This is a genomic window from Streptomyces sp. NPDC101118 (assembly GCF_044759445.1).
GTDB lineage: Bacteria > Actinomycetota > Actinomycetes > Streptomycetales > Streptomycetaceae > Streptomyces.
Genome location: NZ_JBIVZG010000033.1, coordinates 1 through 15,317, shown reverse-complemented (window position 1 = coordinate 15,317; position 15,317 = coordinate 1). Strand labels below are relative to the sequence as shown.

General features: G+C 74.7%; 13 protein-coding genes and 2 pseudogenes. 9 read left to right on the top strand and 6 right to left on the bottom strand.

Features of this window, described 5'->3' with window-relative positions; translation table 11 throughout:
- The first annotated feature begins 111 nt into the window (after positions 1–111).
- Complete coding sequence (locus ACIQUQ_RS33545) at positions 112–1,062, top strand: HET-C-related protein (RefSeq protein ID WP_403983650.1); 951 nt, start codon at positions 112–114, stop codon at positions 1,060–1,062.
- Positions 1,063–1,210: 148 nt separating this feature from the next.
- Here ACIQUQ_RS33545 and ACIQUQ_RS33540 read toward each other — a convergent pair whose 3' ends face one another.
- Both ACIQUQ_RS33540 and ACIQUQ_RS33535 read right to left on the bottom strand, forming a co-directional pair.
- On the bottom strand, positions 1,211–2,272 hold the full coding sequence (locus tag ACIQUQ_RS33540) for a phosphatidylinositol-specific phospholipase C domain-containing protein (protein ID WP_403983648.1): 1,062 nt from the start codon (positions 2,270–2,272) through the stop codon (positions 1,211–1,213).
- A 122-nt stretch (positions 2,273–2,394) separates the two neighbouring features.
- Complete coding sequence (locus ACIQUQ_RS33535) at positions 2,395–3,609, bottom strand: MFS transporter (RefSeq protein WP_403983646.1); 1,215 nt, start codon at positions 3,607–3,609, stop codon at positions 2,395–2,397.
- A gap of 145 nt (positions 3,610–3,754) precedes the next feature.
- Here ACIQUQ_RS33535 and ACIQUQ_RS33530 point away from each other — a divergent pair, with 145 nt between their 5' ends.
- Both ACIQUQ_RS33530 and ACIQUQ_RS33525 read left to right on the top strand, forming a co-directional pair.
- Entirely contained in the window at positions 3,755–4,216 is a 462-nt protein-coding gene (locus ACIQUQ_RS33530; RefSeq protein ID WP_403983644.1) for a MarR family winged helix-turn-helix transcriptional regulator, read from the top strand.
- Positions 4,217–4,270: 54 nt separating this feature from the next.
- The gene (locus ACIQUQ_RS33525) at positions 4,271–4,879 is read left to right on the top strand and encodes an HIT family protein (protein WP_403983642.1); all 609 of its coding nucleotides are present in this window, start codon (positions 4,271–4,273) and stop codon (positions 4,877–4,879) included.
- A 58-nt stretch (positions 4,880–4,937) separates the two neighbouring features.
- Here ACIQUQ_RS33525 and ACIQUQ_RS33520 read toward each other — a convergent pair.
- A pseudogene (locus tag ACIQUQ_RS33520) lies at positions 4,938–6,123 on the bottom strand (RNA-guided endonuclease InsQ/TnpB family protein).
- A 34-nt stretch (positions 6,124–6,157) separates the two neighbouring features.
- Here ACIQUQ_RS33520 and ACIQUQ_RS33515 point away from each other — a divergent pair.
- From ACIQUQ_RS33515 to ACIQUQ_RS33490, 6 genes and pseudogenes are all read left to right on the top strand, one after another.
- Positions 6,158–6,458: pseudogene (locus ACIQUQ_RS33515) on the top strand (transposase).
- A gap of 372 nt (positions 6,459–6,830) precedes the next feature.
- On the top strand, positions 6,831–8,132 hold the full coding sequence (cbiE, locus tag ACIQUQ_RS33510; protein ID WP_403983640.1) for a precorrin-6y C5,15-methyltransferase (decarboxylating) subunit CbiE: 1,302 nt from the start codon (positions 6,831–6,833) through the stop codon (positions 8,130–8,132).
- Positions 8,129–8,878 (top strand): precorrin-4 C(11)-methyltransferase, encoded by a 750-nt coding sequence (gene cobM / locus ACIQUQ_RS33505; RefSeq protein WP_399940694.1) that lies wholly within the window; start codon positions 8,129–8,131, stop codon positions 8,876–8,878. Before cbiE ends, cobM begins: the two co-directional genes overlap by 4 nt.
- Positions 8,868–9,638 carry a cobalt-precorrin-6A reductase gene (locus ACIQUQ_RS33500; protein WP_403983638.1) on the top strand — a complete coding sequence of 257 codons (771 nt, stop codon included), beginning with the start codon at positions 8,868–8,870 and terminating at the stop codon, positions 9,636–9,638. The genes cobM and ACIQUQ_RS33500 overlap by 11 nt, the downstream gene beginning before the upstream one ends.
- 89 nt (positions 9,639–9,727) lie before the next feature.
- Complete coding sequence (locus ACIQUQ_RS33495) at positions 9,728–9,994, top strand: hypothetical protein (protein WP_403983636.1); 267 nt, start codon at positions 9,728–9,730, stop codon at positions 9,992–9,994.
- Between the two features lie 108 nt (positions 9,995–10,102).
- Positions 10,103–11,185: a hypothetical protein gene (locus ACIQUQ_RS33490; RefSeq protein ID WP_403983634.1), complete on the top strand. Its 1,083-nt coding sequence runs from the start codon at positions 10,103–10,105 to the stop codon at positions 11,183–11,185.
- Positions 11,186–11,350: 165 nt separating this feature from the next.
- Here the strand turns inward: ACIQUQ_RS33490 and ACIQUQ_RS33485 are convergent, their stop codons facing one another.
- From ACIQUQ_RS33485 to cobG, 3 genes are read right to left on the bottom strand one after another with little or no spacing between them, the layout of a single operon-like run.
- On the bottom strand, positions 11,351–12,868 hold the full coding sequence (locus ACIQUQ_RS33485) for a precorrin-2 C(20)-methyltransferase (RefSeq protein WP_403983632.1): 1,518 nt from the start codon (positions 12,866–12,868) through the stop codon (positions 11,351–11,353).
- On the bottom strand, positions 12,865–13,512 hold the full coding sequence (locus tag ACIQUQ_RS33480; RefSeq protein ID WP_399940683.1) for a precorrin-8X methylmutase: 648 nt from the start codon (positions 13,510–13,512) through the stop codon (positions 12,865–12,867). The genes ACIQUQ_RS33485 and ACIQUQ_RS33480 overlap by 4 nt, the downstream gene beginning before the upstream one ends.
- Positions 13,509–14,903: a precorrin-3B synthase gene (gene cobG, locus ACIQUQ_RS33475; protein WP_403983629.1), complete on the bottom strand. Its 1,395-nt coding sequence runs from the start codon at positions 14,901–14,903 to the stop codon at positions 13,509–13,511. The genes ACIQUQ_RS33480 and cobG overlap by 4 nt, the downstream gene beginning before the upstream one ends.
- Positions 14,904–15,317: the final 414 nt, after the last annotated feature.

Here is a 15,317-nt window from a genome sequence, read left to right as displayed (position 1 = left end):
GACCGGGCCCGTCGGCCGCACGGACGGGTCGCGGGGGCCCGGGAACGGTGCCATCCTGGGCACGCCGGCACCGGGCGGGCCCGGTGCGGCGCGTCCGAGGAGTGACCTGCCATGCCCGGAAGCCACCGGCGGGGGCGAGGGGTCCTGCTGCTGGCCTGCGCGTCGTCGGTGGCGTTGGCGCTCGCCGTGCCGGCCCCGGCGGGGGCGTACACGCTGGGCAACCACGCGGAGATCACCCGGGCCGCGCTGCCGTGGGAGCCGCTCACCGAGGACCAGATCGCGAGCCCGGTGCGGGGCGCCGTGGTCGCGAGCGATGTCGACCCGGCCTTCCGGCACCAGGGGCCGATGCACTGCGACAACGCCGACTGGTTCCCGGACGGCGCGTATCCCCGCACGATCGAGGACCGCAACACCGAGCTGACGGCCTGCGCCACCGGGGCCCTGGCGCAGTTCGAGGCGGCCGTGGCGGCGGCGGACGGGCTCGTCGACGAGCACGGCCGGGTGCCCGAGAGCCAGACCGGCCTGCGTACCGACTGCGTCTGGAACGGGCCGGACCGGCGGGCCAAGTGCGAGGTGATCCGGCACCTCGGGCTGGCCTGGCACGCCGTGGAGGACTTCTACGCGCACAGCAACTGGGCGGACGTGGCCGGGTCCGGGTCCCTGGGCATCACGAACCCGGCGGGGCTGGAGCGGCCGGAGGTCGCGCCGTTCTTCGCGTTCTCGCGCTACGCGCACATGAGCGACGCCGCCGTCCGCCAGGACATCGTGGAGAGGGCGCCGGACGAGCTGACCACCGGCTGCTACGAGGACCTGGACTCGGCCGGCGTCGAGCAGGACTGCACGGGCCGGGTGAGCCACGCCGACCTGGCGAAGGACTTCCGGGGCATGCCGCGGACCCGGGCCGACCACAACTTCGACCGGGCCGCGGTGCTGGCCCAGGAGGCGATCGGGCGCCAGTGGGCGGACTTCCGGGACGAGCTGCGGACCGCCTATCCGGGCGGGCGGGGCGAGCGGATGGTCTGCGCCCTGGTGCACGACGCCCCGTGGGAGAGCTGCCGCTGACCCGGGCCCGGGCCCGGGCCGGCCGACCGGCGTGACCGGGCCCGCCCGGCGGGCCCGGTCCGGTCGTGCGGCCCGGTCGTCCTGGTGGGTCCGGTCCGCCCGGTCCGCCCGGTCCGCCCGGTCTGCCCGGTCCGCCCGGTCAGCCCGGTCAGCCGCGGGGGACGACCGTGGACAGGACCCTGGGCAGCGGGTACCAGTCGGCGGAGACGATGCTGGCGTGGCCGCGGGCCAGGAGGTTCACCCGGTCCAGGGCCTGCGCCTCCGTGGGTCGGGTGCCGTCGATGGCGGGGGCCACGCCCGCCGCGTCGGTCATCACCAGGAGGTAGTGCCGCTGGTCGTACCAGGCGGCGTCGGCCGTGCCGGTGACGTAGGCGTTGGCGTCGCCGTCGAAGACCACGAACCAGGGGCGGATCGAGGCGTCGGCGTAGCGGGTGCGCGGGTCGCCGGCGGCGGCGCGGAGGACCGCCGGGAAGACGCCGGCCTGGCCGAGGCGGCCCGCGGTGGCGAGGTCGCGCAGGTACTGGGCGTACTCGCGGTCGGTCCAGAAGGTGTCGTTGGGGTTGTCCTGCTCGACGGTGCCGGGGATCAGCTCGATGATGAACTTCCCGGCCAGGGCGGAGCGGGCGGGCCAGCCGCGCGCCTGCACGGCCGCGTCGAGGTTCGGGTACCCGGCGGCCAGCTCGGCGGGCCGGTAGAGCGCGTCGCCCAGCTTGGCGGTGAGCAGCGCGTCGAGCTGGGCGGGGCCCCGGCTCAGGTTGGACGCGAAGCCGTCCTTCAGTTCCATCTTGATGAGCACGGGCCGGTGGCCGGGGTGCCCGTCGTGCCAGGCGCGCAGGTCGGAGAGGCAGCCCGCGAGGTTCTGGTTGCGGGACTTGGTGCGCAGCTGGGCGGGGGTGGTGGCGTTCTCGCAGTTGTTGTCGTTGCCGAAGGGGTTGCTGTGCGAGACCCGCCAGGAGCTGCCGAAGAAGTTGGTCCACACGTCGAGTTCGAGCATGGCCGCGCCGGAGTCCAGGGCGTCGGCGAGGTACGGGAACTTCGACTTCTCGTAGGCGTTGTGGACGCCGACCCCGGTGGAGGCCGAGTAGGCCTGGTCCGCGGATGCCTCCGGGGCCGTCGTGTGGACCGCGGCGCCGGCCGGTGCTGCCGTCAGGGCGCCCACGGCCAGGGCCAGTCCCGCCAGTGCCGCTCCCGTGCGTACCAGTCTCCGCATGCCAGCGCTCCCCTCGCTCGTCGGTCAACGAGGGGGGAGCGTAGGGGAGTTGGGTGGCCGCGGGGAAGACGTCGGGTTACCGATCAGTACGGCGGGTTTCCGCCGCGTCCGGGGGGCTTGCGTCAGCGGCCGTTTGCTGCCAACTCCGGCTGTGGCGAATGGTGTTGGGCGACCACGCGGCTCCCGGAGCGGGTGTCCCGCCGCTCCAGGGCGCCGGACAGCAGGGCGAGGGCCAGGGCGGCCGCGGCGAGGGCCGCGCCCACCCAGTCCGGGGCCGTGTACCCGTACCCGGCCGAGATCACCAGGCCGCCGAGCCAGGCGGCCAGGGCGTTGCCGAGGTTGAAGGCTCCGATGTTGACGGCGGAGGCGAGCGTGGGGGCGCCGGCGGCCTGGTCGAGTACCCGCTTCTGGAGGGGCGGTACGGTCGCGAAGCCGAGGGCGCCGACGAGGGTGAGGGTGACGGCGGCCGCCGCCTTGTGGTGGGCGGTGACGGTGAACAGGGCCAGCGTCACGGCGAGGGCGCCGAGGCTCACGTACAGCATCGGCATCAGGGCGCGGTCGGCGTACCGGCCGCCGACGAGGTTGCCGCCGACCATGCCGAGGCCGAACAGCACCAGGAGCCAGGTGACGGAGGAGCCGGCGAAGCCGGTGACCCCGGTCAGCATCGGGGCGATGTAGGTGATGGCCGCGAACACGCCGCCGAAGCCGAGCACGGTCATCGCCATGGCGAGCAGCACCTGGACGTTGCGGAACGCCGCCAGCTCGTGGCGGAGCCGTACGCCCTCGGGGCGGGGCAGCTCGGGGACCAGCCGGGCGATGCCGAGCAGGCCGACCACGCCCAGGGCCGCGACGACGAGGAAGGTGACGCGCCAGCCCGCGCGCTGGCCGAGGAAGGTGCCGAGCGGCACGCCGACGACGTTGGCGACGGTCAGGCCGGTGAACATCAGGGCGATGGCCCCGGCCCGCCTGGCCGGGGCGACGAGACCGGCCGCGACGACGGAGCCGATGCCGAAGAAGGCGCCGTGGGCGAGCGAGGCGACGATGCGGCCGGCGAGCATGACGCCGAAGGCGGGCGCGAGGGCGGAGAGCAGGTTGCCCGCGACGAACAGGCCCATCAGCAGCATGAGCATCCGCTTGCGCGGGACCTTGGTGCCGAGGGCCGTCATCAGCGGGGCCCCGGCCACCACGCCGAGGGCGTAGCCGGTCACGAGCAGTCCGGCGGCGGGGATGGTGACGCCGAAGTCGACGGCGACCTCGGGGAGCAACCCCATGATCACGAACTCGGTGGTGCCGATGCCGAAGGCACCGATCGCGAGGGCGAGGAGGGCGAGGGGCATGGGAGGAGGGGCCTTCCCGGGAGTGCGGTGCGTGCGATTCATTGCAGGGGCCGTTAACGAGCGTCCACAATAATTGCAGACGCGGGTTATTTGCAAGCGCGGTACATTGGAGATGACGTCGTACGGAGGAGGAGAGGAGCGCCCAATGACCGCCACGGACGCCTCGCTGACCGGCCTGGCCCAGGGCTGGTGCGCCCTGTCGCTGCTGCACGGCCGGATCGAGGCCCACCTGGAGCGGGCCCTGCAGGCCGGCCACGGACTCAGCGTGCGCGAGTTCTCCCTGCTGGACGTGCTCAGCCGGCAGCACGACGGGCCCGGCGGGCACCTGCAGATGAAGCAGGTCGCCGACGCCGTCGTCCTCAGCCAGAGCGCGACGACCCGCCTGGTCACGCGGCTGGAAGAGCGCGGGCTGCTCTCCCGCTACCTGTGCCCCACCGACCGGCGCGGGATCTACACCGAGGTGAGCGAGGCGGGCGCGGCCCTGCTGGCCGAGGCCCGGCCCACGAACGGGGCCGCGCTGCACGAGGCCCTGACGGATGCCGCCGCCCGGCCCGAGCTGGCACCGCTGGTCGAGGCGCTGGGCGCGGTGGGGGCGGCGCGCGGCTGAGGCGGCGGGGGGCGGCGCGCGGGTCCCGCGTGCACGGTGTGCGAGGCTGCGGCCATGACCGTCGAACCCAGTGAATTCGTCAAGCGGTTGCCCCTCGGGGAGCGCATCCCGATGCCCGAGGACGGCATACCGTTCTGGGAGGTGTTCCCCTACGAGGGGGACCTCCGGATCAAGGTGCTGGACGAGCCCGTGCTGCCCGAACCCCCGCGGGAGGGCGAGCAGGACCGGCCCTGCAAGGTCTGCCCGTCCGCGGACGGCGCGTACGACGGCATCCTGTGGGGCGACGAGCACTGGTGGGTACGCGGGTTCGCCGATCCGGAGGGGCTGCCCGCGATGGTGATGCTGCTGCCGCGCGCCCACTTCGACCTGGCGGACATGCCCCCCGAGCGGGCCGCGGAGCTGGGCCCGGTGCTCCAGCGGGTGGAGCAGGCGGTGATGTCGGCGGGCGGCGTCGCGCGGGTCCACGTCAACCGGTACGGCGACGGGGCCGAGCACCTGCACTGGTGGTTCTTCGCGCGCCCGGCCGGGATGCTGCAGTTGCGCGGGACCTGCCTGCCGCTGTGGGGCGACGTGCTGCCCAAGGTGCCCCTGGAGGAGTGGCAGGAGACGCACCGGCGGATCGCGCGGGCGCTGGCGGCCGGGGGCGGCACGGCGCACGTTTGACATCCTCCCGGGCCTAAGGGCCCGGGATTCCCGCCTGCTCCCACACGGGCTGTGTGGGTCACTTCGGGTGGGTTCCTGCTTCACTGCGCGGTGCGGGCACGGGTGCCCGTCCTACCTGCGCTCGACAGGCTGACACCGCCAAGTCCGGCGGCCTTGTCGACGTTGACCGCCGCGTTGACGTCCCGGTCCAGGACGGCCCCGCATGCCCCGCACGTCCACTCGCGTACGTTGAGGGGCTTGGGGCCGTCCTTGACGCCGCACTGGGAACACACCTGGGAGGTCGGCTCGAAGCGGCCGATCCGGATGAAGGTGCGCCCGTACCGGGCGGCCTTGTACTCCAGCATGCTCACGAACGCCGACCATCCGGCGTCGTGCACGGACTTGGCCAGGCGCGTACGGGCGAGTCCCCTCACCGCCAGGTCCTCCACGGCGACCGCTTGGTTCTCGCGGATCAGCTGCGTGGAGAGCCGGTGGTGGAACTCGCGGCGCGCGTCCGCGACACGGGCGTGGGCCCGTGCGACGCGGCCCCTGGCCTTGTCCCTGTTCTTGCTGCCCTTCTCCTTGCGGGAGAGGGCGTGCTGTGCCTTCTTCAGGCGCTTCTCGGCCCGGCGCAGGAAGCGCGGGCTGTCGATCTTCGTGCCATCCGAGAGGACCGCGAAGTGCCCGAGCCCGAGGTCGATGCCCACCTCGGGCGTCGTCTCCGGCAGCACCTCACAGGCGTCCGTCTCGACGACGAAGCTTGCGAAGTACCGGCCGGCCGCGTCCTTCACCACGGTCACGGTGGTCGGGGTGGAGGGCAGGCTGCGGGACCACTTGACCTTGAGGTCGCCGATCTTCGGCAGACGCAGCTTCCCGCCCGGCGTGATCCGCCAGGCCGCGTTCGCGGTGAAACGGATCGACTGCCGGTTGTCCCGCTTCGACTTGAAGCGCGGCGCGCCCATGCGCGGGCGCTTGCCCTTCAGCCCGTCGAAGAAGTTCCGGTACGCGGTGTCCAGGTCCCGCAGGGACTGCTGGAGGATCACCGCCGAGACCTCGCCGAGCCAGGCCCGTTCCGGGGTCTTCTTCGCGGCCGTGAGGCGCTTGGACAGCTCCGCCGAGGTGACGAACGGCAGCCCCGCCGCGCGGGCCTCCTCGCGGACGCGCAACGCGTCGTTGAAGACGACCCGCACGCACCCGCACGCCCTCGCCAGCGCTGTGCGCTGACCAGCGCTCGGGTACACGCGGAACGAGTACCGAAGCTGCATAACGATCACTCTTCCATTGGCCTGTGTCACCACGATGGGAAACCCCGATATCCGCAGGGGTCGAACAGTCGTCTGCAACCTTCACGCACACTTGGTGTTCGTCACGAAGTACCGGCGCGTTTGTGCACTACCCGCCGAAGATCGCGCTCGCCGGCCTGGTCAACAGCCTCAAGGGCGTCTCGTCCCGCCGTCTGCGCGCGGAGATCACCGGCCGGGTCAACCGAGCGATCATGCACGGCCGGTTCTGGTGGCCCTCGTACTTCGCGGGATCGTGCGGCGGTGCGCCGCTCCAGGTGGTCAAGGACTACATCGCGCAGCAGAAGCGGCCGGACTGAGCGCGACCAGCCGTGGGCCTGGGTGGACAGTACAGACCCGTGCCCACAGCTGAGGGCAGAGCAGTCTTGAGATGCGATTCACCCCCGGCCTGAAGGCCGGGGCACTCTCGCAAGATCAGAGGTAGGCGTTGACGCCCGAGACCCGGGGTCCCCTGGGGCGGGACGGCGGACCGGGACTCGCTCCCGGTCCGCCGTCCCGGCGGGCGCGGCGGACCGCGGCGACCCTGGCCGCCGCCGTCTCGGCGTGAGGACGGCCACAGGGCCCGGAGCACCCGTGCAGGTCAGGGGCCAGTAGAGTCGGGTCCCGCTCCCCTCCAGCTAGCCCCGAGGACCCGGCCCGTGAGTTCCCCAGTGCCCCCGTCACCGTCACCCGTGACCGTCGTCGGGATCGGCGCGGACGGCTGGGCGGGCCTCTCCGCCACGGCCCGCGCGCAACTCGGCGCCGCCGAGGTGCTCATCGGCGGCCGGCGGCAGCTCGACCTGCTGCCCGAGACGGACTGCCCGGGCGAGCGGGTGGCCTGGCCCTCGCCGCTGCGGCCCGCCGTCCCGCGGCTGCTCGCCGCGCACGCCGGGCGCCGGATCGCCGTACTGGCCAGCGGGGACCCGATGTTCTACGGGATCGGCCGGGCCCTCACCGAGGAGCTGGGCGCCGGCCGGCTCCGGGTGCTGCCGCACCCGTCCTCCGTCTCGTACGCCTGCGCCCGGCTGGGCTGGCCGGTCGAGGAGACCGAGGTCGTCACGCTGGTCGGGCGGCCCGCCGCGGGTCTGGTCGCCGCCCTGCACGACGGGCGGCGGCTGCTGGCGCTGAGCGCGGGTGCCGGCACCCCCGCCGAAGTGGCCGCGCTGCTGCGGGAGCACGGCTTCGGGCCGAGCCGGATGACCGTACTGGAGCAGCTCGGGTCCGAGCGCGAGGACTCCTTCTCAGGGCGGGCCGAGGACTGGTCGCACGCTCCGGGCGATCCGCTGAACGTGATCGCGCTGGAGTGCCGGCGGGCCGAGGGCGCGCTGCGGCTGTCCGTCACGCCGGGCCTGCCGGACGCCGCGTACGAGCACGACGGACAGCTGACCAAGCGTCACGTGCGCGCCGTCACGCTGGGCGCGCTGGCGCCCGCGCCCGGCGAGCTGCTGTGGGACATCGGCGGGGGCTCGGGGTCCATTGCCATCGAGTGGATGCGGGCGCACCGGTCCTGCCGGGCCGTGACCGTCGAGCGTGACGCCGTACGGGCCGGGCGCATCGGCCGCAACGCGCTCGCGCTCGGCGTGCCCGGGCTGCGCGTGGTCGGCGGTGCCGCGCCGGAGGCACTGGCCGAACTGCCGGTGCCGGACGCGGTGTTCATCGGCGGCGGCCTGACCGCGCCCGGGCTGCTGGAGGCCTCCTGGGCCGCGCTGCGGCCGGGTGGCCGATTGGTCGCCAACACCGTCACGCTGGAGTCCGAGGCGCTGCTCGCCCGGTGGCACCGGGAGCTGGGGGGCGAGCTGGTGAAGCTCGCGGTCTCCCACGCGGTGCCGGTGGGCGGGTTCACGGGCTGGCGGCAGGCGATGCCCATCACGCAGTGGTCCGTGAGCAAGCCGGGCGGCGCGGCCGGGGCCGCGGGTCCGGAGACGGAGACGGAGACCGCGGCTGCGGCCGGCACCGCCACGACACCACACGTCACTTCTGGAGATCTCACATGACCGTGTACTTCATCGGCGCCGGACCCGGCGCCGCGGACCTGATCACGGTGCGCGGTGCGCGGACCCTGGCCTCCTGCCAGGTCTGCCTGTATGCGGGCAGCCTGGTCCCCCGCGAGCTGCTGGCCGAGTGCCCGCCGGACGCCCGGCTGGTGGACACCGCGCAGCTGAACCTCGACGAGATCGTCGCGGAGCTGGTGCGGGCCCACGAGGCCGGCCAGGACGTCGCGCGGCTGCACTCGGGCGACCCGTCCGTGTTCAGTGCGGTGGCCGAGCAGATGCGCCGCCTGGACCAGGCCGGGGTGCCGTACGAAGTGGTGCCGGGCGTACCGGCCTTCGCGGCGGCGGCCGCGGCGCTGAAGCGGGAGCTGACCGTGCCCACGGTCGGCCAGACGGTGATCCTGACCCGCATCGCGCAGCAGGCCACCCCGATGCCGCCGGGCGAGGACCTGGCGACGCTGGGCCGCAGCGGGGCACTGCTGGTGCTGCACCTGGCCACGCGGTACGTGGACCGGGTCGTGGAGGAGCTGCTGCCGCACTACGGCGCCGACTGCCCGGCCGCGGTGGTGGCGATGGCCAGCCGCCCGGACGAGCTGGTGCTGCGCGGCACGCTCGACGACATCGCCGGGCAGGTGAAGGCGGCCGGCCTGGTGCGCACGGCGGTCATCATCGTGGGCCGCACCCTGGGCGCGGAGCAGTTCCGCGACAGCCACCTGTACTCGGCCGAGCGCGACCGGCATGTCTGCTAGGACGCCCGCGGCGGCGCACGTCCTGGTGCTGGGCGGCACCACCGAGGGGCGCCGCCTGGCCGAGGCACTGGCTGGCGAGCCCGGCCTGCGCGTCACCAACTCGCTGGCCGGCCGCGTTAACCGGCCCGTGCTGCCGCCCGGGGAGACCCGTATCGGCGGCTTCGGCGGCGCCGAGGGCCTGGCCGGCTGGCTGCGGGAGCACGCCGTGGACGCGGTGGTCGACGCCACGCACCCCTTCGCGGAGCGGATGAGCTTCAACGCGTCGGCGGCCGCCGACGCGGCCGGCGTGCCGCTGCTGGCACTGCGCCGGCCCTCGTGGGCGCCGGTGCCGGGCGACGACTGGCACGAGGTGTCCTCCCTGGAAGAGGCGGCGGCCGTGCTGCCGGGGCTGGGCGAGCGCGTCTTCCTGACCACCGGCCGGATGGGCCTGGCGGCCTTCGCCGGCCTGGACGACCTCTGGTTCCTGGTCCGCTCGGTGGACGCACCGGAGGGCCCGCGCCCGGCGCGCACCGAAGTCCTGCTGGACCGGGGCCCGTTCACCCTGGACGGCGAGCGCGCCCTGCTGCGGGCCCATGCCGTCGACGTCCTGGTCACCAAGGACAGCGGCGGCGCCGCCACGTCCCCGAAACTCACCGCCGCCCGCGAGGCGAACGTCCCGGTCGTCATCGTCCGCCGCCCACCCGTGCCCGCGGGCGTCGCGGTCGCCACCACGGTTCCGGAGGCCGTCACCTGGCTCCGCGACACGGCACGCCGGCGCTGACGTCCCGCCCGCCGCACGCCGGCCGGGCTGCCGGTGGCGCGTATGACCGTCTGCGGCGTTGCCCGATCCTGCAGCTGTACGCCCGGGACGTGCCGCGGCTGGAGTTCCCGCCCGGCAAGGACGTGCTCCAGCTGGTGTGGTGCGCGCTGATCCACGACCAGGACGAGGACGAGGGGCCGGTGCACCCGCGGCTGTACTGGCGCGCCGAGGCCGAGGTCCTGGCCGCCGGGCACCGTATGGAGCACCTCCTGACCATCACCGGCGACATACAGCTGGGCGACTGCGGCGGCGTCTGCTTCTTCCACTGCCGCCGCTGCCCCGGACTGCCGTGGGACTGGCGCTACGACTGCCACTGACCGCCCCTCCCCCGACGGCCCCGGCATGACCTCCGAGGTAATCGACCAGGTCGTGGGCCGGCGGCGATGGTTGTCGCACGCAAGCGGCAACAGGAAGAGGTGCGGGGAATGTTCGCAGGTCGGCGTGGTGTGGTCGCGGGTGTGGCGGCGGTGCTGGCGATGGGTGCGCTGGGGTTCGCGGGCGGCGGGACGGCCGCCGTCGCGGGTGCCGCCGCCGGGGCGCCGTCCTTCGGAGACTGCCCCGCGGTACGGGAGAAGGTGGACCGGCTGGAGGGCCGGATCACGCCCAACGCCTGCGCCTTCATGCAGCGGCAGCTCGCCTTCGGGGAAACGCCCACCGGCACTCCCCCGGCACTCGGGGAGCTGGGCCACCCGCGGGTCAGGGCGTACCTGGACATCTTCGACGCGGACGCGTCGCTGTGGGAGGCCGGCGGCGCGGTGCAGCGGGGCCACACCACGATCGGCACCTCCATCACCGGCTCGCTGCGACTCGCGCCGGACCTGCGCTACCGGGGCACGGACGTGGTCGCGGACGGCGCCGTGATGATGTTCGGCCAGTGGAACGAGGTGACGCTCAAGGGCCGCACCGTGGCCTACCCGCAGATCGCCCGCAACCTGCTCGGCGACGACGGCAAGACCCTGCAGGCGCGCCGCTACTACGACCGTGCCGCGCTGTTCCGCGACACCCTGCCGGGCGCGGTGCCGGACCTGTTCGGAGGCGTCGCCGGCCGGGCGGACGGTGCGTCGGAGGCGTCCCGGCGGGCGCCGGAGCGCTTCCGTGCCGACGAGATCGCGGACCGGCTGGCCGCGTGGAACGGCGCGGACGCCCGGGCCCTGGTCCGGCGCATGGCCGGGGCACGGCTGAGCGGCCCGGGGCTGCGCGAGCCCCTGACGTCCCACGAGGCGAAGACGGCGTACCTGGAGCGGCTGTTCGGGACCGCGGACCTGCGCTTCAAGGCCGGCCAGGCGGCCTTCGGGCGGACCACGGCGTACGTGGAGTGGCACGGCACCGCCCGCATCCCCGTGCCCCGGGACGACCAGACGGCGGAACCCCGCTTCCGCGAGGTCTCCTTCGGCATCGTGGAGCGCTTCGGGCCGGGCGGCGCGTGGGAGCTGTACTTCGACACGCTCCCGCTCGTCGCCGACCAGTCCCGGATCGGCACCCTGTTCCGGCAACTTGCCCAGCCGTAGCCCCTGCGGGCGGCGGGCACGGATCAGCTTCCGTTCGTGTTCCATGCCCCCAAGCTCCCAGCAGGCAGGGGGGCGTGCCTCCCCCCGCGCGGGGGATCCCCCTCCCCCGCCCGGGGGAGGGGGAGAACCGTCGCGTCGGGCGGAGGCGTCAGGCCGCCGCGGGCCTCACGCCTCCGGGTAGCGGCGCGGGGTCCACGTGACCTGCGCGCCGTCCCCGCGGCGGACCACCTGGGTCTGCGACGAGCCGACCAGCAGGATCGTCCGCATGTCGACCTCGGCCGGGTCCAGGTCGGCCAGCCGCACGATGCGGACCGACTGCTCCGGGCCGCCCACGTCACGGGCCATCACGACCGGTGTGTCCGGGGACCGGTGCTCCAGCAGCAGTTCCCGGGCCTTGCCGACCTGCCAGGTGCGGCTGCGGGAACCGGGGTTGTACAGGGCCAGCACCAGGTCGGCCCGGGCCGCCGCCGCCAGCCGCTCCGCGATGACCTCCCACGGCTTGAGCCGGTCCGAGAGGGAGATGGTCGCGTAGTCGTGGCCCAGGGGGGCGCCGGCGGCCGCGGCCGCGGCGTTGGCGGCCGTCACGCCCGGCAGCACGCGCACCGGCACGTCCCGGTACCCGTCCTGCGCGGCGACCTCCAGGACGGCGGTGGCCATGGCGAAGACGCCCGGGTCTCCCCCGGAGACCACCGCGACCCGCTTGCCCCGCCGCGCCAGGTCCAGGGCGAACTCGGCGCGCTCCGACTCCACCTTGTTGTCGGAGCCGTGCCGCACCTGGCCCGCCCTGCGGGGCACCCGGTCGAGGTACGTGGTGTACCCGACCAGCACCTCGGCGTCGGCCAGCGCCCGCCGGGTCTCCGGCGTCAGCCACAGCGGGCCGGCCGGCCCGGTGCCCACGACGACGACCTCGCCGGTCTCCGGGGCGGGCCGGCTGCCGGGGTTGCCCACCCGGCTCGGCACCACGGCGACGGCGAAGTACGGGACCGACTCCGGGTCCGTGCCGGCGAGGTCGCCGGTCCGCTCGCCCGCCATGGTGGCGCGCTCGACGTACTTGGCCTCGGCGAGCCGCCCGGACGTCTCCATGGCCCGGCGGACGGCCGGGAAGGTGCGGCCCAGCTTCATCACCACGGCGGAGTCGGTGGCGGCCAGACGGGCCGTCAGCTCCTCCTCGGGGAGCGTGCCGGGCAGGATCGTGAGCACCTCCTCACCCTCCACCAGCGGCGTCTGGAGCCGTGCGGCGGCGGCGCTCACCGACGTGACGCCGGGGATCACCTCCGTCCGGTAGCGGTCGGCCAGCCGCTTGTGCATGTGCATGTACGAGCCGTAGAAGAGCGGGTCGCCCTCCGCGAGCACGGCGACCGTCCGGCCGGCGTCCAGGTGCGCGGCCAGCCGGGCCGCCGCGGAGGCGTAGAACTCCTCCATCACGCCCTGGTAGCCACCCGGGTGGTCCGTGGTCTCGGTCGTGACCGGGTAGACCAGGGGTTCCTCGATGTGGTCCGCGCGCAGGTGCTCCGCTGCGATCGACCGCGCTATCGAGCGGCCGTGGCGGGCGCTGTGGTAGGCCACCACGTCCGCCTCGGCGATCACCTGGACGGCACGCAGCGTCATCAGCGAGGGGTCGCCGGGGCCGAGCCCGACACCGTAGAGGCGCCCGGCAGCGGGCGGGGCAGTCTGCTCGCTCATTCTTCCTCGCTCGCGATCGCGTTGATGGCGGCGGCCGCGATCGCGCTGCCGCCCCGCCTGCCCCGCACGATCAGGTGGTCGAGCCCGGAGTGGTGCCCGGCCAGGGCGTCCTTGGACTCGGCGGCCCCGATGAAGCCGACCGGCACGCCGATGACCGCGGCCGGGCGCGGCGCGCCCTCCTCGATCATCTCCAGCAGCCGGAAGAGCGCGGTCGGCGCGTTGCCGACGGCGATCACGGAGCCCTCCAGCAGGCCCCGGTCGCGCCACAGCTCGAGAGCGGCCGCGCTGCGCGTCGTACCCATCTTGCGGGCCAGCTCCGGCACTTCGGGGTCGGAGAGGGTGCACACGACCCGGTTGTCGGCGGGCAGCCGCTTGCGGGTCACGCCGCTGGCGACCATCTGTACGTCGCACAGGATCGGGGCGCCGGCGTGCAGGGCGGCCCGGCCGCGCAGCACGACGTCGTCGGTGTAGCCGAGGTCCCTGGTGAGGTCGGTCATGCCGCAGGCGTGGATCATGCGCACCGCCACCTGGGCGACCGAGGCGGGCAGCCCGGCGAGATCCGCCTCGGCGCGGATCGTGGCAAAGGACTGGCGGTAGATCGACGCGCCGTCCTTCTCGTACTCGAACACGGTGTACTCGCTCATTTCTTCACTGCGGTCTGCGACGACGGGTGAGGGGTGGTGGTACGCGCCTCCGCCAGGGCGGCGGCGAGGTCGGTGGGGGCCAGTCCGGTACGGGCCGGCCGGCCGGGGGCGGTCAGGCGGTAGCCGTCGGGAGCTGCGACCAGGTCGACCCAGTCGGTGCCGCGCGGGTGTCCGCACCGGCGCTCGCACCCGGAGAAGTGGACGGGCAGCACACCCGGGGCGGCCGGCCGGTCCGCCCGTACGGCGAGGAACGCATCCGCACGCACGTCGGCCAGGGACTTGGCGCAACCGGGCCGCCCGGTACAGGCCGTGACTGACTCCAAGACGCTGTCGGCGCGGATGACGAGCCCGGTGCTCTCCAGCCGCCGGGGGCCGTTGAGGGGGCGGCGCACGGGCGCGTCCGCCAGCACGACGCTGCGCCAGGGGGTGATCCGCATCGGGCCGCGGGACCGGTCGGCGACCTGCACGAGCGCCTGCCACTGGTCCGGGGTGAACCGGCCGAGCGGCGGCAGTACGCACAGGTGGGCGCGGAGCCCGTCCCCGGCGCCCCAGGGACGGGGCGGCCGCGTACGGGGCCACGCGATGCCGGACCGGTGCACGGCCGGGATTCCGGCGCGGGTGAGGCGTACGACGAACTGCCGGACGCTCATGGAGTGTTCGGCGGGCAGCTCGGCCACGCGCCAGGCCTTGGTGCCGGCCGCGGCGGAGGCGTCGAGGAAGGCGTGTGCGGCCTCCAACGCGGCCCGAGGCGCATCGGCGCCGCCGACCTCGACGGCGTCGGAGGACCCGCCGAGCCGCACCAGCGCGCACCCGGGGGACGGGACGCCATCGGACAGTCCGGCACGTTCGCCCCGGGCGGCCGACCCCGGCGCGACGGGTCCCGCGAGCACCGTCACGTCCGGGTCGAGAGCGGCCACGTCGCCGCGGCCGTCGTCGAAGGCGAAGAGGAACCGGCCCGACAGGGCGGTGACGCGGGCGTCGGCGCACAGCAGCCGGTCGAACTCGCGCGCCCAGGGCAGCACGTCGGGCCGCCCGGGGGCGTCGAGCCCCGACAGCGGCGTCGCCACGATGTTCCGCACCCGCTCGTGCCCGGGGGCGGGCAGCAGCCCCGCGGTGTCCAGCAGCTCCGCCAGCCCGGCACCGCAGCCGTCCACGAGCCCGCGCATCTGCACGTTGCCCCGTGACGTGAGGTCCAGGTGCCCGTCGCCGAACCGCTGCGCGGCCAGCCCCAGTACCGCGGCCTGACGAGCGGTGAGAAGGCCGGCGGGCAGACGTACGCGCGCCAGGTACCCGTCGTCCGCCGCGTGCAGACGCAGCGCACCCGGGCAGGCGTCGCCGCCGTCCCGTATGACTGGTTCGTCCCGGGACGCGGGGGAAGGGGCTGGGGGCATGGCGGCGAGCATACCCACGATTCTCGGGCCCGGGTCTGTGGCCGTCACCACCCCCCACCCCTCCCGGTCCCCGCAGGCCGGCACCCCCACACCGTCCCCGCGGCCCGGCCCGGAAGCGACGCCGACCCGGCGGGGCGGGTACGGGTCAGCTCCGGAGGGGGGTTGCGCGGCAGCGGGCGCCGGTCCCGGAGCCCCGGGGCGACACGCGGCGAGAGCAAAGCCCCCGGGCCCGCCCGCTCCTCACCGCTCCCTCCCTGAGCAACTCACCACCGGTCCCGTCCGCTGCCCGCCGGCTCCCCTCCCCACCCCTGCCGGTCGTGTGGTGTGTGGGGGAGGTGCTTGACGCGTCGTGGCAGGCTGGTCCGGAGGCAGGCCCGGGCCTGGGGTGGCCGAAGGCCAGGGGCGAAGCCCCCT

Coding starts and splice junctions, on each gene's coding strand:
- ACIQUQ_RS33485 (WP_403983632.1), bottom strand. CDS start 12,868: ATGAGCGAGCAGACTGCCCCGCCCGCTGCCGGGCGCCTCTACGGTGTC.
- ACIQUQ_RS33490 (WP_403983634.1), top strand. CDS start 10,103: ATGTTCGCAGGTCGGCGTGGTGTGGTCGCGGGTGTGGCGGCGGTGCTG.
- cobM (WP_399940694.1), top strand. CDS start 8,129: ATGACCGTGTACTTCATCGGCGCCGGACCCGGCGCCGCGGACCTGATC.
- ACIQUQ_RS33540 (WP_403983648.1), bottom strand. CDS start 2,272: ATGCGGAGACTGGTACGCACGGGAGCGGCACTGGCGGGACTGGCCCTG.
- ACIQUQ_RS33500 (WP_403983638.1), top strand. CDS start 8,868: ATGTCTGCTAGGACGCCCGCGGCGGCGCACGTCCTGGTGCTGGGCGGC.
- ACIQUQ_RS33530 (WP_403983644.1), top strand. CDS start 3,755: ATGACCGCCACGGACGCCTCGCTGACCGGCCTGGCCCAGGGCTGGTGC.
- cobG (WP_403983629.1), bottom strand. CDS start 14,903: ATGCCCCCAGCCCCTTCCCCCGCGTCCCGGGACGAACCAGTCATACGG.
- ACIQUQ_RS33545 (WP_403983650.1), top strand. CDS start 112: ATGCCCGGAAGCCACCGGCGGGGGCGAGGGGTCCTGCTGCTGGCCTGC.
- ACIQUQ_RS33480 (WP_399940683.1), bottom strand. CDS start 13,512: ATGAGCGAGTACACCGTGTTCGAGTACGAGAAGGACGGCGCGTCGATC.
- ACIQUQ_RS33525 (WP_403983642.1), top strand. CDS start 4,271: ATGACCGTCGAACCCAGTGAATTCGTCAAGCGGTTGCCCCTCGGGGAG.
- ACIQUQ_RS33535 (WP_403983646.1), bottom strand. CDS start 3,609: ATGCCCCTCGCCCTCCTCGCCCTCGCGATCGGTGCCTTCGGCATCGGC.